This window comes from bacterium, assembly GCA_037143175.1.
Taxonomy (GTDB): Bacteria; Verrucomicrobiota; Kiritimatiellia; order CAIKKV01; family CAITUY01; genus JAABPW01.
On record JBAWZF010000001.1, the window covers coordinates 40,460 to 66,364 of the forward strand.

Here is a 25,905-nt window from a genome sequence, read left to right on the forward strand (position 1 = left end):
CCATAAATTTTAGCATGGAAAACCATGGCTTCAACCGATAAATGAGCCTTTTGAACAATTTCGACGACACGCCCCGCTTGACACATAACCTCAGGATGAGGATCATACCCCATTTTCTATTAAATTCGACTGATAGGCCGTGCATTTTATGACCCGTTTTATTATACGCCGCGTGCTTTATATGGTCCCGATGGTGCTGGGGGTAATTCTGGTTACCTTCCTGCTCTTTAATGTTGTGGGCGGGAGCCCGGCTTCCATGGCACTTGGTAAAAATGTTTCGCCGCAAGCCTTAGAGGAGTTTGATGAGCAACGGGGGTTCAACAAGCCCGTCATTTTCGGCTGGTGGACGACCACCAGGGCCTTTCCTGCCCGCGATTTTTCAGAGCCCGTCAAGCTTTTTGCGGGGACAAACTTGGCGGTTCAACTGCTTTTTCCATTACGCCCGGATTCCTGTTATCGGGTGAAGGTGCAGGTGCGGGGGCTGGAGTCCGGCACCAGGGTCAGGTTGCTGCCGGATTCCCTGATCATGCTATCCAATTCGAAGCCTGAAATCTCCTCCCGCTGGCATTGGACTGAGTTTCAGTTCCAGCCGGGAACTAATTTATCGGTGTCGCCCCCCGTTTTGTTATCGGTAGAGCAGGGGGCCTTAGAAGTGAGAAACGTGCGACTTGAGCGACGTATGCCACATGGGTTGGACTCCCAACTTGTGCATTATTTTAAGACTTTGGCTCGCTTGGATCTTGGCACCTCGTTATCGACCAATGAGAAGGTGACCACGATGTTGAGACGCGGGATTTTGCCATCGCTAGCGCTGACGGTCCCCGTTTTCTTTGGCGGATTGGGGCTATCTGTTGGGTTGGCTCTTCTCTGTGCCTATTGGCGGAATCGCTGGCCGGACCGCATTTTTGTCTTTATGGCGGTGGCACTGATGAGTGTGAATTACCTCGTTTGGATCATTTTTGGACAATTTTTTATGGCATATAAATGGCATTGGTTCCCGATTTGGGGCTTTGAGTCCTGGGGCTATCTGTTGTTGCCGGTGATGATTGGTATCCTTAGCGGGCTGGGCGGGAATCTTCGGTTCTATCGAGCCGTTATTTTGGATGAGATTTATAAAGATTATGTGCGAACGGCCTTCGCCAAGGGGTTAAGTCCGGCGGGGGTGTTGTTCAAGCATGTGTTACCCAATGCGATGATTCCGATTGTGACCAACACGGTGATTGCTTTGCCTATTCTCTACACTGGGAGCCTTTTGTTGGAGAGCTTTTTTGGAATTCCGGGACTGGGTGGACTCAGTATAAATGCCATTAACTCTTCAGACGTGGATGTGGTGAGAGGGGTGGTCCTGGTGGGGGCACTCCTGTATGTGGTCGCGAGTCTCGTTACAGATTTATGCTATGCGCTGGTGGATCCGAGGGTGAAGTTGAGGTAGGCAATGGAAGAATGGGGACAATCATTATGGCGGGAGGCATGGAGGGATCTCATGCGTCGTCGGGTAATCCGGATTTGCTTCGGGATTATTGTCTGTTTTGGTTTGGTCGCATTTTATGGTGAGATTATCTTCAGGTATTATCAGGCCGTTGATCGAACGCCTTCTTATTCGCAAGTAAACTTAAGTGAGCGATATCTGCCCCCCAGTATTTTCCGGCATCCTTTTGCGGAGGTGGATGGAGCTGGGCCGGGCCGTCGGCTCTGGCTCGGAGCAAAGACCTTGGCCTATCGTCCGTTAGGGACAGACAATCTGGGCCGTGATGTGCTGCAGCGGACGATTCAAGGCACTCGAATTGCCTTTCTAGTGGGGGTGGTGACTTCCTTAATTGCCATTCCCATAGGGGTATTGCTTGGCTGTATTAGTGGTTATTTTGGAAAATGGGCCGACGATATCGTTGTTTGGGTATATTCCACGATCGAAAGCATCCCCGGTCTACTGTTTATACTGGCGATTTCGATGGTAGTGGGAAAGGGGATCATGGGGGTCTATCTGGGGATTGGTCTTACTACCTGGGTGGGGTTGTGCAGGTTATTAAGGGCCGAAGTGATGAAACATCGGGATCGGGCTTATGTGTTGGCCGCCCGTTCGTTGGGGTATTCATCCTGGCGCATCATTTTCCGACATATTTTACCCAATGTTTTCCATATTGTTATTATTACCTTCTCCATTCGCTTCCCAGCTGCCATAGGGACCGAAGTCTTTATGAGTTTCCTCGGAATTGGAGTGCAGGGAGAGCCATCTTGGGGTATAATGATTGGAAATGCGCGTTTACGCCTCTGGCAGGGGGTATGGTGGGAAATGGCTGCTGTATCTGCCGCTATTCTGCTGGTTGTGCTGGCCTTCAATCTGGTGGGAGACGCCTTGAGGGATGCGCTGGATCCAAGATTGAGATCGCGAGAAGTTTAACGTAAGCGAAGAGACGGGAGTTCGATATATGATGCCGAAATCTACACTTAAAAAAGTAACCCATGAGGCCATTCTGGAATTTTTCCAGAAACCTGACTATACCCCGATGACGCTTGGCGAATTGACTGACATCTTTGACCTCCGGGGAGCAGAGCGAAAGGCCTTGGTTGATATCCTTCACAAAATGGTTCTGAATGGTGAGATCGTCATCATTCGTAAGACCCGTTATTCCCTCGGGGCCCCGGCTGATTTGGTTACCGGTCGGCTGGAAGTGAAACGTTCTGGTGGCGGCTATCTTACCAATTTGGATGGGGAGCTGACGGTGCGCATCGAGCGCGGTAACCTGAGCACGGCCTTGCCGGGCGATCAAGTGGTGGTACGCTTGGAACCCCTTAAGCCGGGCACACCCGAATGGCAACGGCAAGGTGTGGTGATCCGAGTGGTGGAGCGTGGATCGCGGGTGGTTGTCGGAACCCTGAAAAGCACAGGAAAATTTCTTTATGTGCTCCCGCTTAACCCCTCTTATCAACAGGATTTTTATGTGCCGGAGGCGAAGGGGGCTCAGATCAATGACCGCGTGGTCATCCAGTTTACCAACTGGGAAAACCGGCATGTCAATCCCGAGGCTGAGATCATTGAGGTGATTGGGCCGGCGGATAATCCGTCGCTGGATACATTAGCCGTGATGCGGCAATACGATTTGCCCCAGGAATTTTCAAGTGAAGTCATGCAGGAGGCTTCTGATACAGCCGCGCGGCTGACTCAGACTGGCAAGCGTCTGGATTTGCGCAGTAAATTTATCTTTACCGTAGACCCCGTCACGGCCAAGGATTTTGATGATGCGCTATCGTTGGAGCATGACGAGGAAGGTCGCCGGGTGTTGGGTGTCCATATTGCCGATGTCTGTCACTTCGTAACCAAGGGTAATGCCCTTGATCGGGAGGCCATTGAGCGAGGAAATAGTGTTTATCTCCCCGACAAAGTGATACCGATGTTGCCCGAGGAGCTTTCAAACGGGCTTTGCAGTTTAAAACCCGATCAGGATAGGTTGGCGTTTTCCGCTTTTATGACCTTTGATCAGGTTGGTCGTATGATTTCGGCCCGGTTTGCCCGTACGATTATCCGCTCGCGGTTGCGTTTGAATTATGAGCAGGCTTTACAAGTGATTCAGACCCCGGCCGGAATGCATTGCAAGGTGGCGATGCCGCCCGAGGCCCGGCCGTTGATTCTGGAGGTTTACGAGTTGGCCATGCAACTTCGTGCCCGGCGCATGGCGCAGTGGGCACTGGATATTACGATGCCGGAAAATTCGGTCATTATCGGCAAGGATGGGATGATTGAGGATATCCGTCCTGTTGAAAATGATGTCTCTCATCAGATGATCGAGGAATGCATGGTTGCGGCCAATGAGGCTGTTGATCGGGAATTGAGCACGAAGGGGCGAGCGTTAATTCATCGTCTTCATGAAGAGCCAGATGCTGAAAAAATCGAGATGCTGACGGCCGATTTGCATGAGATGGGGTATCAGCCCGGGCAATTGAAGCATCGTCGTAATCTGATGGAATTCCTGGTTAGGATTAAGGATACGCCACTGGCTAACAGCGCCCAGATGGCGGTCTTGCGCAGTATGAAGCGGGCCATCTATAGTTCAAAAGAGGGCGGGCATTTCGGTTTGGCAAAGAAATATTACGCTCATTTCACGTCGCCAATCCGTCGTTACCCCGATCTGATTGTACATCGGATATTGGCAGCACTGCTTGAGGGGAAGAGTAGTCCTTACCCCAATCAGGAGTTGGAACGATTGGCTGTACACTGTTCCGAAACCGAGCAGGTGGCTCAGGCGGCGGAGCGCGAATTGCTGGAAATCAAGAAGTACCGTTTCCTTGCCCAGCAGATTGAACAACGAAATGTGCGGGTGTATGACGCCGTGGTCGTCAAAGTGATGAATTTCGGGCTTTTCATTGAGTTGGATGGGCTGGGAGTTCAAGGTCTGCTTCACTGTTCCGCCATCTCGGAAGCTTTTGTGCGATTCGATCCTGCGGCCAAGGCACTGCGAGCGGGGCAGGATTTGTATAAGTTGGGAACCCGGCTAAAGGTCATTCCCGTCAAAGTGGATTTCGATAAGCGACGCATTGATTTTGCCTTGCAGCGACCTGAGTCTGAAAAGACAAAGGGGGGGGGTAAGGGGGCAAGGCCGGCGCGTAATAGTGAGCAGGCTGGACGTAGGAGGCGGAGGTGATTTTGAAACGATATTTCCGGGCTGTGTTAATTATCCTGGTGTCATGGGGCGGTCCGGTCATGGCGGGTGAGTCGCGGCTGGCGGATATTGACGCCCGTTTTACGGCGTCGGAAACTCCGCTGTACATGGAATATGATGTCGGGTATCGCTTGCTTCATTTGGAACTTGCCCGAGTCGGGAAAATTGTGGCTTCGACGACCATTGGAACGTGGCGACATCGCGTGACTGGGGAAAGCATTCCCGCCCTGTTTCTCGACATGAAAGTGGATTCGCCGGACAGTGGGAAGACCGGGGAGCGCAACCGGGTGTCTATTCATGACCGGATTATCGCCGTCATGACCTTGCCGGAGATGAAAGCGTTGGTTTTCGCAAAGGTCACTGATGAATATTTACATCCCTTGATTGGACGGAATAAAGATGCCCTGATTGTATCGGTGTATGACGCACAGGCGGGGCGCATGTCGTATTCCACCTGCAACCTGCAGACAGGGGTGAGCTCAACGAATCTGGCTAATCCTGAAGCTTTGTTCGATTTGAGTCAGCGGATTAAGCCGGTGATGGATTTTCTGGTGAGTCAGCACCGTGAAGGGGCGAAAGCGGGGGCCGCTTCAGGGCAAGGACGGATCGTTGCCAATTTAGATGGGAAAGTTGTGGCGCTGCAGATTTTAACGAAGCCCGACCAGAGTCCTGCGTGTTTTGGTCGCCTGCATTTTGACACTACCCGTATCGTACCGGTCGCCGCGCCCGGGAGTTCCGTGAAGCCTCGGGAGTTTCATGCGTGGAGTTTGGATTTTAAAAAGCTGGCGGCCTTGCGTAAAGATGAGGCTCTCATCAAGGCGGCGCAGGAGGCTCCCATTGAATCCATTGTGCCGTTGGTAATGGATTACGAACTGGGCCTTGGGTGTGTACGAACCACCATGACTGCCATATATATGGGGGCGGCAGCATCACCCCCCGCTCCTCTAGTTTTGTCTAAAGGTCCAAAACCGGTGGCTCAGGAAAATTCCAATACACACTAAGCTTTCTGCGCAGAGTTTGGATAGACCTTCCACCAGGTGCACTTCCCAACCGGTCATGTGCTGGATCATCTCTGCCAGAGCCAGGGGAAGACTCTGGTTCTGGATGAAATACTGATGGAACAGCCATACAAGCAGGATGGATAGACAGTATGAGGCAATCCACACGATGCTAAATCGTGCGATTTCGTGATGGGTCCCCGTTAGTTGTTTTCGGTCAAAAGTCCAGATTTTGTTGAACGTGAAGCTGAATAGGCCACCGCAGGGGCGACTGATGAGGTTAGCGATTTCCGGAGAAAAATTTGCATAATGGATCAGGGCTCCATAAATAGCGAAATCCGTAAAGGTGCTACCCACGCCCACCGTAGCGTACTTTTTAATTTGATTGAACCAATTCATGATGATTTAAGTGACTTTTACGGAAAACGGAACAGTTCAGCAATCCTAATACATTAAGCCTTCAAAGCTGCTGCCTTTTGCTTTTGCATTTTTAGCCCGTGAATGTAGAATGCCAGCCTTTCTTAATCAGTTGAGTCAAGGTATGGGAAACACTTCACGATTTATATTCATCAAGAAGCTGAACCGAATTCTATGCGGCCTTGGAACAAGTCGTGAGGCAGTTGATTTCATGATTCTTTAAAGACTATCGAAACGAGTGGAGGATAGGCGTTGATCGCCTAGTAGCACGAGATATGAATCTGTTTGTATCAGGCCCATTAATGTTTGTGGAATTGGTTAAGGCATTGACGGGTAAATCCTATTCAACCAAGTTTGGTTCACTGAACGGGTATGCCCAGTTTGTGGTCAAAGATGAATGGCAGTCGGCCCTGGTCCCCTTTCCTGACAGGCAAGTAGACGGGGTGGTATATTTGGATGTGGATGAGGATGCTTTAGTCAATTTAGATGCCTTTCAGGGGAAGCGCTTTGTCCGGGAAGAGGTCTCGATCGAAGGTGAAGGGGGGGAGTGGGTGGAAGCCCTCGCTTACTGTTTGAAATTATCCCGGAAATCATTGCTTTCAGGGGTGGAGTGGGACGAGGATGTTTATCGCGAAAAACATTCGAAGAAAGTGTTGGACTCGTGTCGGAAATAACTGAATTCGATATTCGCGAAGGGGGTTATCTCCTGGCTGAAGTGCCGCGACTGACGTTTTCGCAGGTGTGCCGTAAAATTGGTAGGTCACCCCATTTTTTGCGGAATTTTCAAATTAAATTGGGGCTTTACGTCCCCAAGGAGTCCGAAGGCTATTCGCCTGCGTATCTCCATTTTCTCGAAACCATTATTATTTTGCGGGCCTTTTCCGTGCCCCTCGAAGATATCGCCGAGCTTTTCGAGGCCGAGAAGCGTATTCTTCGTTTTCTGCGAATCGATTCGTTAACCATGTCGCCAACCTGGTATTTGGATCAATGTGGACGAAATGAGGAAAGCGCCAATCGCCTTTTACTCACGAATCAGGATTTAGGTGGCTCCATTAGCGAAGGGGGCGTACAGTTTCATCTCGATTTCAGGGGCATGCATGGAGAGCTTTTTTCCGGTGCAGAAATGGGGCAGGATGCCAAATGCGTGATGGCGGCCTATGATACCCGGTTGGAAAAGGTCAGAAGCCGTGTTAAAACTGAAGAAGTCGTTTTGCGTCGTGCACTGGACTGGTCCGCCCGCTGGGAGACAAAGTAACGTGAAGATTATTGATCGATATATGCTGAAGCAGTACCTGATTCCGTTCGGGTATTGTTTCGTGGCGTTCAGCTTGCTCTATATTGTGCTCGATTTGTTTGACCGATTTTCAGACTTTCTAGAAGTCAAAGCCCCGATCACAGACATCCTGCTGTATTATTGTTTTTTTCTTTTTAAAGTAAATGGGCACAATCCGTTTATTGTCGTGGTTCTGCCGATTGCTTTGCTGCTGGCGACTCTCTATACCATGACGATGTTTGCCCGGAATAACGAACTGACCGCCATGTGTGCCAGTGGGGTGAGTGTGCGCCGATTGATGCTTCCCCTCATGGGTGTAGGCCTTTGTGCGAGTCTTTTCGGGGCTGTTGTTCAGGAAACAGTGGGGCCCGTCGCTACCCGCTGGGTAGCAGATTACACTAAACAGGTGCTGAAACGATCCCCTGATTCTTCATTTGTTGTGCGGGATTATGTTTATCATACAGGGCCTTCACACCGGCAGTGGTTTGTGAAAGCTTTTGATCAGCGTACGCCCACCCGTTTGTCCGGCATTAAAGTCTCGCAGCAACGGACTGATGGCACGATCGAAATGGAAATTACAGCGGAGCGTGCGGAGTGGTTGGATGGCACGTGGTGGTTTTACGGGGTCCAAAAGAAAGAATTTGATGAAAAAGGTGATCCGCTGGGCCCGCCTTCCGTCCTGGTGGAACGGCCGATGGAGATGACTGATTATCCTGAGAGACCGGATGATTTTGTGAATGAGATGAAGGACTCTGATTATCTTTCAACCATTGAAATGATTAGGATCATTCAGAATCGGCCGAATGTTTCGGGTAAATGGGTCGCCTCGCGTCTGACCGATATTCATGGTCGTGTGGCAATGCCATGGTCTTGCCTTGTTCTCCTGCTGCTAGGGCTTCCTGCGACAGCGGGTGGGGCACGTAGCCCCGCCATGCGAAGCGTCGTGTTCGGGCTGGCCGCTTTGTTTAGTTTTTATTTCCTGGTGCAGTTCGGCCTGATTCTTGGAAAGCAAGAGATCATCGCGCCCTGGCTTGCCGGCTGGCTTCCTAACATCGTCTTCCTTGTGATTGGCGGTATTCTTACTTGGCGCTTGCGGTAATTAGTTTCTTCCGCATGTACCACACGATTAGGGAGATGCCACCAAGTCCCAGCATGGCAGCGGTGATTTGTGCAATGGAATGCTGAAAGGTTGCCTTATTAAAACCTTTTCCAAAGCTGCTGCCAATGGCGGCTACCATGATGGAACTGGGCAGGTATCCAAGAAATGAGCCCAGAAGGAAATAGCGGTGCTTCACTGGGGTTACCCCTAATATCAAGTTAGGAACAATCCCGGCAATCGGCAATTGACGCACCAGAAATATGGTAAAAGTGGATGGTTTTTTCAGCATGTTCCGGAGCCGCTGACTTTTCTCGATCCGTTTTTGCACCCAGTCACGCCCGCCCCATCGGGCAAAAACGAATGTGGCATAGGAACCGAATAGCGCGGAAAATTGCCCAATGACGCTTCCGGTCGTGAATCCAAATAGCACGCCTGCAAGCCCGCATAGCAACATGCGAGGGATGCCGATGGCGATCAAAGCAACACTGACAAGAAAGTAGATTGATGAGGCCCACATTCCTAGTTGGCTGATATAGGCTTTCCACGCTACATCACTTGTGAGTGACTTTAATGGGGTGAAATGGACTACAGCAATACAAGCGACCACGATGAGGGCCATGAGCAGAAGCTTTTTCTCGGACTTACCAGCAGATTCGGCGGCCTCGATTTCTAACTCAATAGGAATGGGATCAGGTTCATCATTTAGCCCGTTTTGTTCTAAGTTCATGGGATTTTATTTCTGAAAAGAATGTGAATTCTCACCTGTTTCCCCTGTGAGTAATTGAAGCCGGTGATGATATCCAGCGTTTCAATTCCGGGGGTACGAAAGACTTCTAATTGCGGCATCAGTCTGGCCTCGGTTACTACTAGAATGCCGGGGCCTGCTTCGGCGGCCCACTTAGGTAGATCTGGCCCCTCAAGCGGGGTTATAGGGCTGCGCCCCAGATAGAAATTAAGGCTCGGTTCTCCATAGCCACAGGTCGCTACAGGCGTCATGGGGGCACTGTTGAGTTGAATGATTTCCGCGATCAGGGGGGACAATTTCAACCGCTCGATAGCTGGAAGCAGGAACAGGCTGGCGGAAAGCAGGATCACCATCATGCCGCCCCCGAGAACGCTCGCTACATACTCATGACGGGCTTTTCGGTAATAATGACAGGCCACTCCAGTCATTGATAAAAACACAGCCCCCAATATCGTAGCGGGGACCCGAATGCTGTAAAGGGGCATTTTGGCCATGACCCAAGGGGCAAGCATCAAGCCTAACCCCAGGGTCGATCCAATGGTAACGAAAAGCCTCAGGCCGATTTTTGCGGTTAGAGAGTTGTTCCCGGCGCGCCGCATACGGATTGCATGAGTGAGCCCCAAGGCTGAGGCTATCGCTAACGCAGGCCAGGCAGGAAGAATGTAATGCGGGAGCTTTGTGGCTACCACACTCATCAGAATAATGATCGGTGCCGCCCAACAGAAGAGAATGCGGATACGATCCTTCCCCTGATCTGGCCATAAGGAGATTTTTGAGAAAACTCGCGGAAGATAAAGGATCCATGGGAAAAAGGTCAAAATCACAACGGGAACATAATAGAAATAAAATGCAAAAGATTTGCCGCCATGGCTTTCCATGGCCGTCAAGGATCGGCTAACGACATGTTTTCCAATGCCCATCCGCATAAACTCTCCATTCGTGGCCGCGTTTGCGGGCAGTCCCCAGGAAAGGAATAGGAGGGTGGAGGCAATAACGGCAAACACCAGCCAGCCCGCATAGCGCCAGGGTTTGAGGGCGCCATTGCGGGTGAAGATCATGATGGCAACCATCACGAATAACGGTACGACAAGCCCTACAGGGCCTTTGGTCAACAAGGCTCCGCTGAGTGATAGAATGAGTAGAAGGAGATGCCAGAGCCGGAAACCGTTCAACCAGGACAGCATAAATGCCGCAATGGCTCCTGTGATACAGGCAAGCAGCAGCGCGTCGGTCGTTGCCGCAGTTCCGCTAACTGTCATCAATGGGGTTAGCATCAGGATAAGTCCGGCCCAAAAGGCGATTTTCTGATCGAAGAGACGGCGAGCAAGCCAGAACGTCAGAAGCACCGTAATCAGCGTGGCAATGGGGGCCACCAGGCGGCAGGATAGCTCGGAGACCCCCAAGACCCGAACCGGGATGGACATGAGCCAATAGATAAGAATGGGTTTATCAGGGCGGAGTTGATTGTTAAAAGTGGGGAAGAGATAATTTCCTGATTCCACCATTTCTACAGTTGCCCTTGAGAAACGCGGTTCGTCTCGATCCCAGAGCGATGATGCCGAGGTTAAAGACAGGTAGATGGTAAAGACCAGAAAGACGAGGAGGAAAAACCCCCTGACCGGATTTCCCATTATCTTCCTTTTGCGATACCAAACCGGTATCAGCCGGGCGAAAACCAGAAAGGCCCCGAGGGGACCCCAGACCCGGAGGAAATCGAGTACAAAAGGGGTGGCGCGAGCCCAGGACAAGTTGACGAGAGAAAACAAAATAATGACACTCCCAATGATTACAAACCAACGGCGGCGTGGTTTCCACGGCCAGCGGCGGAGCACAGCCCCTGCGATGGCACTGGCGATGATTCCGCAAGCGACCCCCGCTAACACATCACTGGGATAATGCCGCCCATCATAAACCCGCCCTGTTGCGACTCCGGCGTTCAGTATGATGGCGATGGGGGCGCCCCAGGGGGAGGTTGTGACAAGTGGCATGCAAAACGCAGCAGCAGTCGCTGCGTCTCCGCTGGGGAAGGAGTGACTGTTTTTGTAACCCGGTCGCTCACGCCCAACACCCAGTTTAAAAGGCCAGATTAAAACCGACATGATCAGGAGGGCCAGGATGATATGTGCCGCCCGTTTTCTCAGACCGCATATCCCTAAACCAGCGACAATGACGAGAATCACATCCCCCTTCCCGAAAGGCCGACAAAGATTCAATGCTTCCTGGAAGATGTGAATCTTGCCGACGCTTCTGGAAAAGGCCCGGATGGAATCCGAGAGGCTGTAGTCAAACGGGTAAATGATGACTGCCGCGGCCAGAAAGAAAAGGGCTGCCAGTAGAGTCGGGGCGTAATGATGTTTTTTCGATAAGCACATGGGCACGGAGCTTAAGGCGGATGTTTTATTTTTGCTTATTCAACAATGAGGCTCCCCCCAGGTCCCCCAGTGAGGCTTTTGGGAGATCCGTCCACAGTGTACCCGGGCCTGAATGCAGGATGTTGATGCGTATATCCGAACGCAACGATCCCGCGAATTCCCATAGGCTGAAGGCGGTTGGGTCTCCGAATGCAACGGTTTTCATCTGTGAACCATGGGCACGCTGGCTTTCGACCACCTGCATGGAATCGGCTGCCGCTTTCCCCAAGGTGAGAACTTTGCTGGCCCTGAAACCCGCGGTTTCTTTGTCAATTTGGGACATCAGACGAAGGGTTTCCGCTTGAATCTCAGCCACCTGTTTATCCTGATCCGCCAAAATCTCCGCTTTCAGCTTCAAGGTTTCCTGGGCTACCTGGACACGTTTTTGATCGATCAACGACATTTCCGTATTCAGTTCGCCCTGCTTTTTGGCGGTATTCTGCCGTTCCTTATTCGTGAGATCCTGTTCGACCGCCACGCTGGCTTTTTGGATGGGATCCAGGATTTGCATGGGCACCTCCACATGTCGTATCAGGGCGTTATGAGTAATGATCTTTTTTTCGTTGAGAGTTTTGGACAACGCATCCGTCATGTCCGTTTGGAATTTTTCGCGACCTTCGCCGACGATGAAATCCTTTGCCCTGTATTCGGAACCTTTATTACGTGAAATAGATAGAATTTGCGGCATGATGATTTTGTCGATCACAGCAGGGAGATCCCCGTAACTGCGATACAACCATGCAATATTTTCAGGCAGGAGTTCGAATTCCACGGTCATGTCGAGGCTGATCAAAAAGCCGTCTCGTGACGGAAACGAAACATATTCATTGAGAACGTGAATACCCTCGGCGGATTGTTGCTGTTGAGGGGGGGGTGACTTTTTGGATGCGACCGGCATGGCGCGCTGAGCCATTTGCGATTCTGCCTGCTGGTAGTAATCACGTCGTTTGGCCGCCTGCTTCTCAAGCATTTTGTCCTGCAAGACATCCATGGCTGCATTTTGGGCTGAGATTTGCCCCTTGGTAATCACGGTACTACCTTCCTTACCCAAAAGAGAAACTTGATTGACGCCAATTTCCACAATATTGATTTGGAATTCTTTTGGATTAACGTAATACAGTCCTGGTTGAAGAATATCTGACCGTACTCCCTTTTCACCCGTGACGGCAAAAGCTCCCTCAGGGGCCTGCTTGCCGGAAAGCGAAGTGATGATACCGACGTATCCGATCGGGATCACAACGGCATCTTCAATTGTGATCTCATAACCATAGGGATTGAGGCGGTAGGTGCCGGGCCCGAGAACACGGCGCCAGATTCCTTTTTGGGTTTCATTCGCCAAAAATTCGCCCTGGGGCAATTCAGCGCCCACTTTGGCGGTCACAACACCGATTTTGCCTGGCAAAATTGTGGTAACAGGCAAAATAATCCGGTCAAACTCATAGGGATTCCGGAAATGGCGACCTTCGCCCAACACTTCCTCCTGAATTCCCATTTGACCTTGTTTTGCAAGAATTTCACCAGGAGGTAGGGCGTCTCCTGTCTTGGCCGTAATGACGGCCATTTGTTCAGGACCGACATAGAAACGGCAGAATCCCCATTCCCAAACAAAGACAACAAACATAACAACACCAAACGCGGCGGCAATCATCGGGGTGAGTGATTTCATTATTTGACCTCCTTGACACTGGGAAGATAGGGCTGGAAGAGGGCTCCAAGCCCATCTCCCTGATCGGTACTCAAGATGGAGTCGATACGGGGCCCAACCTTTTTTAAGAAAATGTAGCGGGCATAATTCAAGCCGTTACTAAAGGCCTGGACCTGGCTGGTGAGCACGCCTGCCTCTGCGACGTTCTGCATATTAACTACGGCGGCATCGGCGTTTGCTTTAAGCATGATTGCCTGGGCCTGGGCCGCAGCGGCCTCATTGTCGATCTTAGCCACTTCCAGTTCCTGGTTGGCTTTGACGACGCGTACGGACTGCCCCTGCTGGGCGGCAATGACGGCACTGATGCGGGCAGTGTCGGCTGCGACCTTTTCGCCACTTTGCTGGGCCAGCATTTCCTGTTTCACCAATTCTGCTTTTGACTTGGCCTGACCAATTTCCTGGTCATATTTCCGGCTTTCCTGAACCGCCACCTCCCGGTCGCGGATAATGCTCGAGATCTGTTCGGGCGGACTGATGTTGCGGATCAGTACCGATTTGATGGAGATCCCCCAGCTTTCACACGTGGTTTTAAGGTGGTTTTCCAGATCCCTTTGGAATTGTTGGCGTGTCTCGCCCACGATGAACGTTGTTGCCGGGTGCTTGCTTCCCTCAATGCGGCTGAAACCGCGGGCACGGGGAAGAATAATCTTTTTAATGATATCATTCAGATCACCGACACGATGGGTAAGTAAGGCGGCCTTATCTCCTATGATGGCGTATTCAATAGTGCCTTCGACATCGACTCCAAAACCGTCCATGGTCAAAAAGCTGATCGCATCGGCGCCACTCATCTCGAAGCGCTGACTTTGCAGGTTCACCTCGGCCACGCTGACCAGGTACGGGTTGAGGTAGTAGGTTCCGGCATCAAGAATTTCCGGTAGTACGCCCTTCATTGTTTTTCCGACAAGAAACCCATTCGGTTTATTGGATGAGATTTTGCTAAGGACGTCATCTCCGATCAGGGAGGTCACAACGCCGGCATAGCCTGGCCGGATTTTAATGGCGTCAAATATATCGATCCGGTAAGCGTACGGGTTGATACGATATTTTCCGGGACTTAAGACGTCGCGAACAATGCCTTTTTCTCCGGGGCCAGCGATGATTTGATTTGGCGGAAGATCCTTGCCATAGAGGCGGGTCAAAACGCCCAATTTGCCTGCGGGAATATCGGTGATCCTGTATATCCGCCAGTCCCAGGAGTAGGGGTTTCTGAAATATCTCCCTTCCGAAAGCACATCCAGTTGGATCCCTTTCTGGTTTTCGTTTTCCGCCAGAATCTGGCCACTGGGCAGATTTTCGCCTGTTTTATGAATCAAAATGGCGATTTCTCCGCTGTCCGGTTCAATCCGGCAGAAGTACCAATAGAAAACAGCTGAACCGGCCAGCAGGACCAGCGCAAAAATCGGAATAAATGCGGCGCGCATCATCGAAAACGAAGGGCCGCTGTCTGTCATTCTCATCATATGTTGTGTACTCCTCTATTCTTTCAATGGAGCGGAGTTTAATGGCCTTGGCGTAAGGCGTCAATCTTTGCCGGAATGAATGTCTTCCATAAATCCTTGCGCCTAAGTATGAAGCTGGGGCATTCTGGGAGGACTAAGGGGCGATGTGACGAATGTCAAAACAGAGATTGGATATCATTCTTGTTGAACGTGGGCTTGCCGAGAGCCGGGAAAAGGCGCGTCGCCTGATTCTTGCTGGTGCGGTGCGGGTGGATGGGCAGATGGTTGACAAGGCTGGCCGGCCTTGCGATGAGGAGTCCATTCTTGAAGTCACTGCCGCTGACAAGTTTGTCAGTCGAGGGGGCGGAAAACTGGACGGGGCCTTTGAATCTTTCAAGTTGGATGTGACCAGTAAAGTGTGTGCGGATATTGGGGCCTCTACCGGTGGTTTTACAGACTGCCTGCTCCAGCATGGGGCCTCACGGGTTTATGCGGTGGATGTGGGGAAGGGGCAATTGAACTGGCGGCTTCGGAATGATCCCCGCGTCATCGTGAAAGAAGAGCTTAATGCCCGCTATCTCTCACAACGTGACATCCCTGAGCCCTTTCAGTTTGCCGTTATTGATGTATCGTTCATCTCCTTGACCCTGATTCTGCCGCCTGTTACAAAGCTGATTGAGCTGGGCGGACAAATCGTTACCCTGATCAAGCCGCAGTTTGAGGCTGGGCGTGAGCATGTCGGCAAGGGTGGGGTAGTTCGCGACGCCGCTGTTCATGAGGCGGTGGTGGCGCGTATCCGTCAGTTTGGGACACAGGAATTGCCATTGGAATGGCTCGGATTATGTGAGTCCCCGTTACGAGGCCCGGCCGGGAATATCGAATTTTTGGCCTGGTGGAGAAAGCTATGAAAATTCTCGGAGTCATTGCCAATTGTGCGAAGGAAAAGGCACCCGCTGTTCTCGCACGGCTTCGTGTGAAGGCTGAGGAGCTCGGGTTGAAGTTGCTGCCTGATGCCGCGACCGCCAAGTTGATGGGCATCATATCGTCCGCGACACCCCGTGATGTGGTCCACCAGGCGGATACCCTCATGGTTCTGGGCGGCGATGGGTCGATGTTGCGTGCGGTGCGTGATCTTGAGGGGCGCGATATTCCCCTGATCGGGGTTAATCTTGGTGCTCTCGGATTTATGACGAGTGTCCCCGAGGATGAGCTTGAGAGGGCTTTGGTTTGTCTTGTTCAAAATCAGTATACAACCTCCCTGCGACTGATGCTGGACGCCTCGCTTTGGCGCAACGAGGTCTCCATCGGAGGCTATCGCGCCCTGAACGATGTGCTCCTGACCTGTGGGGCCCGTGTGGGCACATTGCGAATGACGGTGGACGGGCAGGATGTGGGCGACTTTGTTTGTGATGGACTGATTGTGTCGACTCCGACTGGAAGCACGGGCCATTCGCTTTCGGCGGGAGGCCCTGTATTATTGCCAACGGCGCCTGCGGTGGTGGTGAGTCTGATTTGTCCGCATACGCTAAGTACGCGCCCCTTGGTGATTCCCAGTGACTCTTCGATAGAAATCAAGGTGGTGGAACGCGCTGTGGCGGCCATGTTGGCTGTTGATGGCCAGGTGGGGCAGCCGCTTGAAATCGGTGATACCGTACGCGTAAACCGCAGTCCGCATCGTGTCCGGTTTATCCATCTGCCCGGCTATGACTATTTTTCCGTATTACGTCAGAAGCTCCATTGGCGCGGCACGAACGTTTAAACGTTTTATTCAAACGCCAGTGTGCCGAAATGCCAGGGGAGATGGAAGTCCACTTTCCCAATGGTAGCCCAGGAATAATGACGGACCTGACTGTCCTTAGGATGATCTATGCGACAGAGATTCATGCGCCATTGATCGCCTGGGCGCGGGGTAAGGGTGTCGGCCCCGATCAGTGATGTGAAAGGGATCGCGTATTCTGCAGTCCATCCTTTGGCGCCGGGCGTGCCCAGTTCTCCATCTACGAATACTGCTGTTTCCAACCCCTTGCAGGTATAGGCCTCAACAAACGAGGTAACGGCCCAATTCCCTCCATTCTCCGGGCGGCCATTTAGAATGAAGGTGTCAAAAACCGTATTGAGCGGGTTGAGATTAATCTCGTAATATTGCCGCACTTTTCCTGAAGGGCAGAGGAACACTTCCACGCATTCTTCGCTCCAGACGGCAGCATCATGTTGGGTCAATGTGGCCCAGACATAGGAATCGACGCATGTGAAGCCGATATACAGATGGGTGTCTGAGTACAGCAGCTGTGCGGATACGCGATCGGGGTGTGGCGTGCCGGTCACCGGGTCGGTCAGTTCCACTGTTTCAGCCTTCTTCCACTGTGGATCGTTCAGGCGGCCGGTGATTTTTAGAGGGGCAGGAATGTGGTGGCAGACACAGATGGGCATGGTGTCGTTGTTCCTTAAATGGTGTTGATTGTTCTTGAAAACATCACGCTATCAGATACCGTGACGTGATTAATTTTATACAACTAGTCGCTGGCGGATGGGAAGTAGAAAAAAGAAATACCGATTCCATGAATGCAATTAATCACCCTAACCCAAAGGGTATGAGATTTTTTGCTGACAGTTTGACGGAATTGTTTTGAATCTGAAATTAATGCGCTGAAGTTACGGAAAAGGAATAGACCGAATGAAGCTGAATAGTTTGTTTTGCGAGAGCATGGTATTACAACGCGATATTTCCATCCCGGTGTGGGGGTGGGCTGAACCGGGGGAAGCGATTGAAGTCTCACTGGCCGGGAAAACGCTTAAGACCAAGGCGGATGCATCCGGTTCGTTCCGGGTGGCTTTTGCCCCGCTGCCGGCGGGCGGGCCGCATATTTTGAGTGTGCGGGGCGCGAAAGATCACCTGACGTCCAAAAACGTGATGGTCGGCGAAGTCTGGGTCGCATCGGGTCAATCTAACATGGAATGGCAGGTTGCCATGAGTCAGGATGGTGAGGCCGAATGCGCGTCGGCAGATCATCCTCAGTTGCGAATGTTCACTGTGCCCAAGAAGGCGATCATGCAACCTCAGGCCGATGTGGAAGGGGTTTGGGAGGTGTGCACTCCATATACAGTCGGAACCTTCTCCGCGGTGGGTTACTTTTTTGCACGGGAACTGCAACAACGATTGGGAGGTATTCCGGTTGGCATTATCAACACGTCCTGGGGCGGTACGCTCGCGGAAGCCTGGACCAGTCGTGAAGGGCTTTTGGTCGAGCCCGAATTGAAGCATATGATTGAGGACTCCGATCGTGCGCACCAGTACTGTACGCTTTTTCCTGCCATGATTCGGGATTGGCGCCGGGCCTGGGGATTACCCGCGCCAGCCAAGGCAGGTGCACCGGGTGGTGACTTTGCGTTCCATTTTGTGCAATTGGCCAACTATATGCCGGAACAACCAAAGCCGGGCGAGAGTGCCTGGGCGGAGTTGCGCGAAGCGCAGCGGTTGACGCTACGCGAGCCGAACACGGGGATGGCGGTGACTCTGGATATCGGTGACGGTGCTGATATTCATCCGACCAATAAACAAGATGTCGGGCGCCGACTTGCATATTCTGCGCTGGTTACGGTGTATGGCCAGCCCCTGGCAGGTTCCGGGCCAGCCCCACGGGACTGGGAATCAAAGGATGGGGTCATGCGCGTGCGTTTTGACCACACTGAGGGCGGCTTAGTGACCCACGACCATGGGCCCGTTCGTGGGTTTGCGATTGCCGGAGCGAATCGCATTTTCCATTGGGCTTGGGCCAGGATTGAAGACGATACTGTGATCGTGCGACACCCTCATGTTCCGAATCCCGTGGCAGTGCGATATGCCTGGGCGGACAATCCCGTTTTCAATCTCGGGAACGGTGCCGGTCTGCCTGCTACCCCGTTCAAAACCGATGATTGGCCGTGGACTACTCAGCCGAAATGAAATGAAAGGAAAAGCGTCATGAATAAAACAAATATTTTCTTTAATGCTCATCACTCGCCCTCTGGGGCGTTTGCAAGTTTCACTCTTGGGTGCAAAGGCGCCAAGGGAGGGCTGGGATTGGAGTTGGGGCGGCCAGCGGATGAAAACATCTATATCGGCGTGGAAAACCGTGACGGGAGCGCCTATGAAAGTCTGCCATTTTATGCCCAGGCCGAAGACGATCGCAATCGTTTTGAGGTAGAATCCCTGGGGGGGGCGAAAAAGGCTTTTCCCCTTCGGCCCTTTGCGGATGATGAAATTGAACGTGATTTTCAACAGGGAACCGATACGTGGACGGCAGGGGACATGGTTTTTCGTATTCTCAGCCCCATGCCGGCGATTCCCGATCCCGATAAAGCAGCGGCCTCGGCCGTCAAGGCGGCCGTGGTGCCGGCAGTTTGGGCGGAGTTAACAGTTGATAATCGCAAGTGCGACCGGGCGCGAACAGCCTTCTTCGCCTGGCAGGGAGGGGATCCCTACAGCAATATGCGCTGGATGAACTCCGAATCCGGTCACTCTTTCAGCGGTATTGGGCAAGGCACGCGGACGGCCATTGTCAGCCGTGACCGTGGCCTCAAAGTCGGAACATTTTTCAGTTTGGAGAATATGTTGCGGCCTGAGCATCCGGATAATGTTCGCTTTGGGATTGCCCCTCTCGGGGGGATTCAGGCTACCGTGCCGGCACGAAAACGGAAAACCTTTACCTTCGCTATTTGTTTCTTCCACGGCGGGATTGTGACGACCGGGATGCCCACATCTTATTATTATACCCGGTTCTTTTCAGACATTGAGGCCGTTGCGGACTGGTCTTTGGTACATGCTGGCGAGGCCCGCCGTGCCAGCCTTGCCGCTGATCGCGTTTTAGATAAGGCCAGACATCTTTCTGATGATCAGCGCTTCCAATTGGTGCATGCCATCCGGAGTTACTACGGCAGCACTGAGTTTCTGAAACAGGAAGGCCGGCCCCTCTGGGTGGTTAATGAAGGTGAATACCGGATGATGAATACCTTCGACCTGACGGTGGATCATCTCTTCTATGAGCTCGGTAAAAATCCATGGGTTGTCCGGAATGTGCTGGATTTATTCCTGTCCCGTTATGCCTATACCGATCATGTCAGAGAGCCTGGAGTGGCGCGTTTGCAACCTGGCGGTTTGAGTTTTACCCATGACATGGGGATTGGGAATGTGTTTTCCCGTCCGGCCTATTCCAGTTATGAATTATTCGGCTTGCACGGCTGTTTTTCGCATATGACTCATGAGCAGCTCTGCAATTGGGTGCTTTGTGCTACGACCTACGCCGCGCGATCGGGTGACCAGGCATGGATGAAGCGGCGGCTTCCCGTACTTAAGGACTGTTTTGAGAGTATGCTCAACCGTGACCATTTCGATCCTGCGAAGAGGAATGGGTTGATGAGCCTTGATAGCGACCGGTGCAAAGGGGGGAGCGAGATCACCACTTATGACAGTCTGGACGTCTCCCTGGGGCAATCACGACACAACCTCTATATGGCGGTCAAATGCTGGGCTTCGTATGTGGCTATGGAAGCCGTTTTCCGGCGTGCAAAGGATTCGAAGACGGCATCGCAATGTGGGGAGCAGGCTCGGAAATGTGCCGACTCCATTTGTTCCTATCAAACGCCGGAAGACTGGCTTCCGGCCGTGATGGGTGAGGGCAATGCATCGAAGATCATTCCGGCTATTGAAGGGCTCGTCTTTCCCTGGGCGCAGGGACTGCATGAGGTTCTGGATGAGGCTGGACGGTTTGGTGAACTGATCATCGCGTTGCGCAAACATCTGGATGTGGTTCTTAAGCCGGGGGTTTGCCTGTTTGCTGATGGCGGCTGGAAGCTCTCATCTACAAGCGACAATTCCTGGTTAAGTAAAATCTACATCTGCCAGTTCGTGGCACGCCGGATCTTCGGCCGGAAATGGGGTGCGGCCGAGCGTAAGGCCGACGCCGCTCATGTGGGCTGGTTGTTGGATCCCCAGAATGCTTATTGGTCTTGGAGCGACCAGATCGTGTCTGGTATCGCCAAGGGGAGTAAATACTATCCCCGAGGCGTCACGGCGGCGCTTTGGCTGGAAGAGTTACCAAAGTAATCGTCGGCCTGCGGTTTGGGCCGATTCGTAGACTACGCGAACGGAGACTTTATGGATGGCGGCTGCGCTGGCGCAGTCGTCATACTCCGGTGAGGCCGTCACCGGGGTCCCATGCCAGCGTCCGATTTTAATCTGGATGGGGCCATAGGCAGTCTCCGCGGTCGCAAACTCCCGCTCAAGCATGGTGCGGCGTGTGAGATGTTCGCGGATCCCGAAGGTCGTGCTTTCAGTAAAGATTAAATCCAGTATTACGGGCTTGAGTTCAGGCGCGCACAGCACTGTCAAAAGTGTGGCGGGCCTCTGTTTTTTCATTTGAATGGCGGACGTAAACGCATCATACGCCCCGACTGCCATGAGTTTTTGCACCAAGGCCCCAATCAGTTCCGGCGTGGTGTCATCGATATTGGTCTCCAGGACAAGGCAAAGGTCGGGATCACTTATCTTAACGGGCGCCGCTTCAAGCAATATGCCACGTAATAAATTGGGACGTTTGTCGAGGATCCGTTGGCCAAAGCCATGCCCCACGGCCTTGATCAGCCAGCCGTCCGGCCAGCTTTTCAGATTAGACCAAGTGGTCAATAAGGCCGCGCCGGTAGGAGTCACCAGTTCATAGGGTTCATCGGTATGGGTCACGGCAAAGCCTTTGAGAAGCTCCACTGTACCTGGCGCAGGATTAGGGAAAATGCCGTGGGCACAGGTGATGGTTCCGTGTCCCTGGGGCAGGGGCGAAAAGCCGACATGGTCAACATGGAGGAGATGCAAGCCCAGACAGGCGCCAACGATATCCGCAATGGCATCGAGTGCGCCTACTTCATGGAAATGGACCTCCTGCGGCGTTTTCCCATGTACGCGTGCCTCGGCTTCCGCCAGTCGCTGAAACACGGCGATGCTCTTTTTCTTTACGTCAGCCGGCAGGGTGGCCGCTTCGATCATGCTCAGGATTTCAAGAAGTCCCCGGTGTGGAGCGTGATGATGGTGCCCGAGGGACTCGTGGTGATGATGGGCGTGATGCTCGTGAGCGTGAACGGTAATCTGGGATCCGTGCATTCCATTCGAGGCATGTTGGCGGGCCTCAATGGCAATATGAAAATCGCCCAGGGAGGCTAGGGCCTCATTTAAATCCGAAGGGCGTACCCCCAGATCAATCAGCGTTGACAAAATCATGTCGCCGCTCGCCCCACCCACGCTATCAAACCATAAGATTCGTTTCATTTGCCCTTGTTAATCATGGCGGCAGCCACACCGGCGCCGAATCCATTATCGATATTGACGACGGTAATGCCCGGGACGCAGCTGTTGAGCATGGCCAGTAGGGCGGTGATGCCGCCCATGCTGGTGCCATACCCAATGCTGGTGGGGACGGCGATGATGGGACAGTTGGTCAGGCCGCCGACAACCGAGGGCAGTGCCCCTTCCATTCCCGCCACCACAATCATAACGTGAGCCTTTTTCATGACTGGCAAGTGATGGAGCAGGCGATGGAGGCCGGCGACTCCGACATCGTAGACGCGCTCAACCTTGGCGCCCATGGTTTCTGCTACCAGGGCGGCCTCTTCTGCAACAGGAATATCGGTTGTGCCTGCCGAGAGTACCACGACACACCCTTTGGGGCGGGGCCGTGGCGTGACATCCAAAGTCAGAACCCGGGCGACTTCATGGTAACGTGTTTTGGGGAACTCCGCTTTAACGACGGCAAACTGTTCTTTAGAGACACGTGTAGCCAAACAGTTTTGACCGGCTGCGGCCAAAGCGGATACGATTTTAACCAACTGTTCTGCGGTTTTTCCCTGACCAAAGATGACTTCAGGGAACCCGCGCCTGCGGAGACGATCCGTATCCAGTCGGGCGAATCCAATGTTCTTTTCGCGCAATCCCTCAATTTGACGGAGTGCCTTTCCCGCCGACAATGTTCCATCCGCAACAGAATCCAGTATTGTTCGTACAGTCATCTACTAAGAATGAAAGAGAGTGAAGAGGGAATCAAGCAGGAAATCGGCGAAGAAGCTTATACTGTGTGTCGCGTTGTGCAGGAATCAGGCCGGTTTGGGCAATCAGGGAGATCACCAGTTCAGGGGCGACGGCATAAGCCGTGCCGGTGGCGCGAACGACTTGTTCTTCCATCAGCACCCCCCCAAAATCATCGGCGCCGAAAACAAGCGCCAGTTGGGAGAGGTCGGGGCCCTCAGTGACCCAGCCTGCCTGAATATGAGGAATGTTATCAAGAACCAGGCGGGCGAGGGCGATCATCCTCAGGTAATCCGGGCCGGTGGCATGGCGCTGGAGCCATTGGGTTTTATTGGGTTGGAAACTCCAGGGAATAAAAGCGGTAAACCCTCCCGTTTTATCCTGCAGTTCACGAATACGGAGCAAATGCTCCACGCGTTGTGCCGGTGTTTCGCCAAGTCCATAGACCATGGTCGCCGTGGTTTTCATCCCCAATTCCTGGGCGACCTCCATTACGGCAAGCCACTCAGCGGTGGTGATTTTTTTAGGACTGACCTGTTGGCGCACCGCGTCCACCAGGATTTCCGCTCCTCCACCCGGCAGTGAATCAAGACCAGCCCGACGTAATCGTTCCAGAGCCTCCCGTAACGACAAGCCGCTTTTCCGGGCGAGGTATGTGATTTCTGTCGGGGAGAGTGAATGCACGCAAACGTGCACCTTTTGCTTAATCGCAGTAAACACGCGTTCATAAAAATTCAGGTCGAGATCGGGATTTAATCCCCCTTGAATCAGCACCTGGGTTGCTCCGCGGTCAACCGACTCAATGACTTGCTGCACTATCTCGTCTGAAGTCAGGCAAAAGCCTTTGCCGGAACCGGGCGCCACGTGGAAGGCACAGAATTTACAACCGGCCTCGCAGACATTCGTGTTGGAAAGATTCCTGTCGATGACAAAGGTTCCAAGATTACCGGGCACGCGCTGCAAGCGACGCTGATGAGCCAATGTGCCCAGTTGGTCGAGCCCAGCTTCAATAAGGAGCGTAACAGCCTCGCTGGCCACGAGTCGTTCGCCATTCCGGGCTTTGTTAAGCGCGATGGATAGAGTTGCAGAAGGTGCGGGTGGCTGTTCGGGGGGGGCAATCGAGGGACTAGTGTCGGGTGCTGCTGTTTCATAGCGGCTGTTCACGAGCCGGGGAGTGAGCCCGAGGTTGGTAATGAAAGAAGCCATTTCTCGAATGGATCCAAAGCGTTGGTCGGTTGGGGCCCCTGCGGCCTTGGCAATGCGCTCATCGAGGCTGGTGCCTCCTACATCGTCTATCCCGGCTTCAAGCAGTACCTGAAGCAGCTTGCGGTCAACGTAGTTCACCAGCATGCGGATGTGCGGCACGTTATCCAGAAATAGCCGGGCGATGGCGACAATGCGGGCAATGGGGTATCCGCCGGGACCACGGCTGATGCTGAGCCGGGTGCCCTGCGGCTGAAAGGGCAGGGGAATGAAAGCCTTGAAGCCCCCTGTTTGATCCTGCAACTCTCTCAATCTTGTAAGATGATCGATAATATCTTCATGCTTTTCCAGATGGCCAAAGAGCATGGTGGCATTACTGGGAATTCCGAGTTTGTGGGCGTGTTGATGAATCGAGAGCCAGTCTTCGGCGGAGATCTTTTTGGAGCAGATTTGGGCGCGTACGGAACCGCTGAAGATCTCTGCCCCGCCGCCGGGAATCGCGCTGAGGCCGGCATCATGCAGGCGCCGCAAAACGGTTGCCACGGGTAGAGTGGAGCGCTGGGCCAGTGAATGGATTTCCACAGCAGTCAGGCCTTGAATGAGAACCCCCGGCATAATTGAGCGGGCCAGGCGGAATAAGGACTCGTAGTACTCGAGTCCGATATCTTCCTGCAAACCCCCAACAATGTGAAGATCTGTCAGCCCCATGTTATCGGCGGCAAGGAGCCGGTCGCGGGCCTGGTCGAGCGTCATGACATAAGCGTCAGGGGCGTCCGGTTCGCGCCAGAAGGCGCAAAGTTCACAGCGGTTTTCGCAAACGTTGGTCGGGTTGAGATTCAGGCTGTGGGTAAAGCAAGTGATCCGGCCATGCAATTGGTGGCGGACTCGATTCGCGCGCCCCATGAGTTCAGCGGTATCGGCATGGCGCAACAGCTCTAATGCCTCGGATGGCGATAGGCGGGGCAATGTTATTGGTGGTTGAGTGCGAAAAATCATTTTGAAAGGTTCATCCACTGCTTCAGTTATGAACCAATAATACTGTTGATGAGATTCGCTGACAAGCCGATTGCGCACTCTACATTGGGCGAGTGCCTTTGCAGGTGGGGTATCCCGTGCACCCCCAGAACTGAGAGCCGATGTTTTTACCCTGCCGGGCGGTTCTAATGGCCATCAGTTGGCCGCATATCGGGCAGTTTTTTATAAGATCCGTCTGATCTGACGGATCCGTCGGATTTTTTCGCAATCGCTCCCGCTCTGCGAGCCGTGCGACTGCTAATTGTTCGCTGTAACCGCCTTCTTTGATGAAAGACTGCTCAAGGGCAATGATCTGCTGGTCCATCAGGTAATTGGCCTGGTGAATCAGGCAAATCAATGTGTTGGCAATGATGGCTGGATCTTTGTGCTCAAGCCAGGGAGCATAGAGCGCCCAGCGGGCGAGGTCGCCAGTATCCGTCGGATCGGTCAGATCCGACCGATCTGATTTTCGGCCCAGGCTTCGCACTTCATGTGCTTCTATGTCGTCTTTCGTCCATTGTCGCAATTTTCGCTGGCGCAGGTAATCCTCATAGTCCAGTAATAGTTCATCCAGGCTGCTGCGTGCCACATTTGTCAGGTGGGTTTCAGTTTTGCTGCTTGTTGCGCCTGCGCGGCTGCCTTCCGCGATGTTCTGTCGCCCGCTCCGTGCGGCTTGCACCATCTGATCGTGTGTCCGTGAGCGTTTATCAATGAAGCGGTCACAGAATTTGACGGTGCCATCATAGATGAGCGTGGCAACTTGGAACCCTCTCAACTCACGGTATCCGCCGCTGGAGCGCAGGCGTCGAACTTTTCTTTTTCTATCCGTCAGATCCGACCGATCCGTCGGATCACTTACTTCACTGCCGTTCATTTAGCTATTATTAAGCTAAAAC

21 protein-coding genes are annotated in these 25,905 nt (G+C 52.8%); 11 read left to right on the forward strand and 10 right to left on the reverse strand.

What is annotated here, in order from left to right; genetic code table 11:
* Positions 1–148: 148 nt before the first annotated feature.
* The 4 genes from WCI03_00195 to WCI03_00210 are packed head-to-tail and all read left to right on the forward strand — an operon-like array spanning position 149 to position 5,656.
* On the forward strand, positions 149–1,432 hold the full coding sequence (locus WCI03_00195; GenBank protein MEI8138264.1) for an ABC transporter permease: 1,284 nt from the start codon (positions 149–151) through the stop codon (positions 1,430–1,432).
* Between the two features lie 3 nt (positions 1,433–1,435).
* Positions 1,436–2,398, forward strand: a complete 963-nt coding sequence (locus WCI03_00200) for an ABC transporter permease (GenBank protein MEI8138265.1) — start codon at positions 1,436–1,438, stop codon at positions 2,396–2,398.
* A gap of 28 nt (positions 2,399–2,426) precedes the next feature.
* Positions 2,427–4,637 (forward strand): ribonuclease R, encoded by a 2,211-nt coding sequence (gene rnr / locus WCI03_00205; GenBank protein MEI8138266.1) that lies wholly within the window; start codon positions 2,427–2,429, stop codon positions 4,635–4,637.
* Complete coding sequence (locus tag WCI03_00210) at positions 4,634–5,656, forward strand: hypothetical protein (protein MEI8138267.1); 1,023 nt, start codon at positions 4,634–4,636, stop codon at positions 5,654–5,656. The genes rnr and WCI03_00210 overlap by 4 nt, the downstream gene beginning before the upstream one ends.
* Here the strand turns inward: WCI03_00210 and WCI03_00215 are convergent.
* On the reverse strand, positions 5,600–6,052 hold the full coding sequence (locus tag WCI03_00215) for a GtrA family protein (protein ID MEI8138268.1): 453 nt from the start codon (positions 6,050–6,052) through the stop codon (positions 5,600–5,602). The two genes, WCI03_00210 and WCI03_00215, sit on opposite strands and share 57 nt — an antisense overlap.
* Positions 6,053–6,345: 293 nt before the next feature.
* Between WCI03_00215 and WCI03_00220 the strand changes: the two genes are divergently transcribed.
* The 3 genes from WCI03_00220 to WCI03_00230 are packed head-to-tail and all read left to right on the forward strand — an operon-like array spanning position 6,346 to position 8,442.
* Complete coding sequence (locus tag WCI03_00220) at positions 6,346–6,744, forward strand: gamma-glutamylcyclotransferase family protein (protein MEI8138269.1); 399 nt, start codon at positions 6,346–6,348, stop codon at positions 6,742–6,744.
* Positions 6,732–7,325 carry a MerR family transcriptional regulator gene (locus WCI03_00225; GenBank protein MEI8138270.1) on the forward strand — a complete coding sequence of 198 codons (594 nt, stop codon included), beginning with the start codon at positions 6,732–6,734 and terminating at the stop codon, positions 7,323–7,325. The genes WCI03_00220 and WCI03_00225 overlap by 13 nt, the downstream gene beginning before the upstream one ends.
* A 1-nt stretch (position 7,326) precedes the next feature.
* The gene (locus tag WCI03_00230; protein MEI8138271.1) at positions 7,327–8,442 is read left to right on the forward strand and encodes an LptF/LptG family permease; all 1,116 of its coding nucleotides are present in this window, start codon (positions 7,327–7,329) and stop codon (positions 8,440–8,442) included.
* Here the strand turns inward: WCI03_00230 and WCI03_00235 are convergent.
* The 4 genes from WCI03_00235 to WCI03_00250 are packed head-to-tail and all read right to left on the reverse strand — an operon-like array spanning position 8,423 to position 14,766.
* On the reverse strand, positions 8,423–9,169 hold the full coding sequence (locus tag WCI03_00235) for a VTT domain-containing protein (GenBank protein MEI8138272.1): 747 nt from the start codon (positions 9,167–9,169) through the stop codon (positions 8,423–8,425). The two genes, WCI03_00230 and WCI03_00235, sit on opposite strands and share 20 nt — an antisense overlap.
* Positions 9,166–11,559 (reverse strand): glycosyltransferase family 39 protein, encoded by a 2,394-nt coding sequence (locus WCI03_00240; protein MEI8138273.1) that lies wholly within the window; start codon positions 11,557–11,559, stop codon positions 9,166–9,168. The genes WCI03_00235 and WCI03_00240 overlap by 4 nt, the downstream gene beginning before the upstream one ends.
* A gap of 25 nt (positions 11,560–11,584) precedes the next feature.
* Positions 11,585–13,264 carry an SPFH domain-containing protein gene (locus WCI03_00245; GenBank protein MEI8138274.1) on the reverse strand — a complete coding sequence of 560 codons (1,680 nt, stop codon included), beginning with the start codon at positions 13,262–13,264 and terminating at the stop codon, positions 11,585–11,587.
* Positions 13,264–14,766, reverse strand: coding sequence for an SPFH domain-containing protein (locus WCI03_00250; GenBank protein ID MEI8138275.1), 1,503 nt, complete (start codon positions 14,764–14,766; stop codon positions 13,264–13,266). Before WCI03_00250 ends, WCI03_00245 begins: the two co-directional genes overlap by 1 nt.
* 152 nt (positions 14,767–14,918) lie before the next feature.
* Here WCI03_00250 and WCI03_00255 point away from each other — a divergent pair, with 152 nt between their 5' ends.
* A complete protein-coding gene (locus WCI03_00255; GenBank protein ID MEI8138276.1) occupies positions 14,919–15,653 on the forward strand; it encodes a TlyA family RNA methyltransferase in 735 nt (244 codons plus the stop codon).
* Positions 15,650–16,504 carry an NAD(+)/NADH kinase gene (locus WCI03_00260; GenBank protein MEI8138277.1) on the forward strand — a complete coding sequence of 285 codons (855 nt, stop codon included), beginning with the start codon at positions 15,650–15,652 and terminating at the stop codon, positions 16,502–16,504. The genes WCI03_00255 and WCI03_00260 overlap by 4 nt, the downstream gene beginning before the upstream one ends.
* A gap of 5 nt (positions 16,505–16,509) precedes the next feature.
* On the opposite strand, the gene WCI03_00265 is transcribed toward WCI03_00260, so the two are convergent.
* Positions 16,510–17,175 carry a carbohydrate-binding family 9-like protein gene (locus WCI03_00265; protein ID MEI8138278.1) on the reverse strand — a complete coding sequence of 222 codons (666 nt, stop codon included), beginning with the start codon at positions 17,173–17,175 and terminating at the stop codon, positions 16,510–16,512.
* 244 nt (positions 17,176–17,419) lie between these two features.
* Here WCI03_00265 and WCI03_00270 point away from each other — a divergent pair, with 244 nt between their 5' ends.
* Both WCI03_00270 and WCI03_00275 read left to right on the forward strand, forming a co-directional pair.
* Positions 17,420–18,688 carry a sialate O-acetylesterase gene (locus WCI03_00270; GenBank protein MEI8138279.1) on the forward strand — a complete coding sequence of 423 codons (1,269 nt, stop codon included), beginning with the start codon at positions 17,420–17,422 and terminating at the stop codon, positions 18,686–18,688.
* An 18-nt stretch (positions 18,689–18,706) separates the two neighbouring features.
* Positions 18,707–20,827, forward strand: coding sequence for a glycoside hydrolase family 52 protein (locus tag WCI03_00275; protein ID MEI8138280.1), 2,121 nt, complete (start codon positions 18,707–18,709; stop codon positions 20,825–20,827).
* On the opposite strand, the gene larC is transcribed toward WCI03_00275, so the two are convergent.
* The 4 genes from larC to WCI03_00295 form a co-directional block, all read right to left on the reverse strand.
* The gene (gene larC / locus WCI03_00280) at positions 20,816–22,039 is read right to left on the reverse strand and encodes a nickel pincer cofactor biosynthesis protein LarC (protein ID MEI8138281.1); all 1,224 of its coding nucleotides are present in this window, start codon (positions 22,037–22,039) and stop codon (positions 20,816–20,818) included. The genes WCI03_00275 and larC overlap by 12 nt on opposite strands.
* Positions 22,036–22,776, reverse strand: a complete 741-nt coding sequence (gene larB / locus WCI03_00285) for a nickel pincer cofactor biosynthesis protein LarB (GenBank protein MEI8138282.1) — start codon at positions 22,774–22,776, stop codon at positions 22,036–22,038. The genes larC and larB overlap by 4 nt, the downstream gene beginning before the upstream one ends.
* 31 nt (positions 22,777–22,807) lie before the next feature.
* Entirely contained in the window at positions 22,808–24,991 is a 2,184-nt protein-coding gene (gene mqnC, locus WCI03_00290) for a cyclic dehypoxanthinyl futalosine synthase (GenBank protein MEI8138283.1), read from the reverse strand.
* Positions 24,992–25,070: 79 nt separating this feature from the next.
* Complete coding sequence (locus WCI03_00295) at positions 25,071–25,883, reverse strand: four helix bundle suffix domain-containing protein (protein ID MEI8138284.1); 813 nt, start codon at positions 25,881–25,883, stop codon at positions 25,071–25,073.
* Positions 25,884–25,905 lie beyond the last annotated feature (22 nt).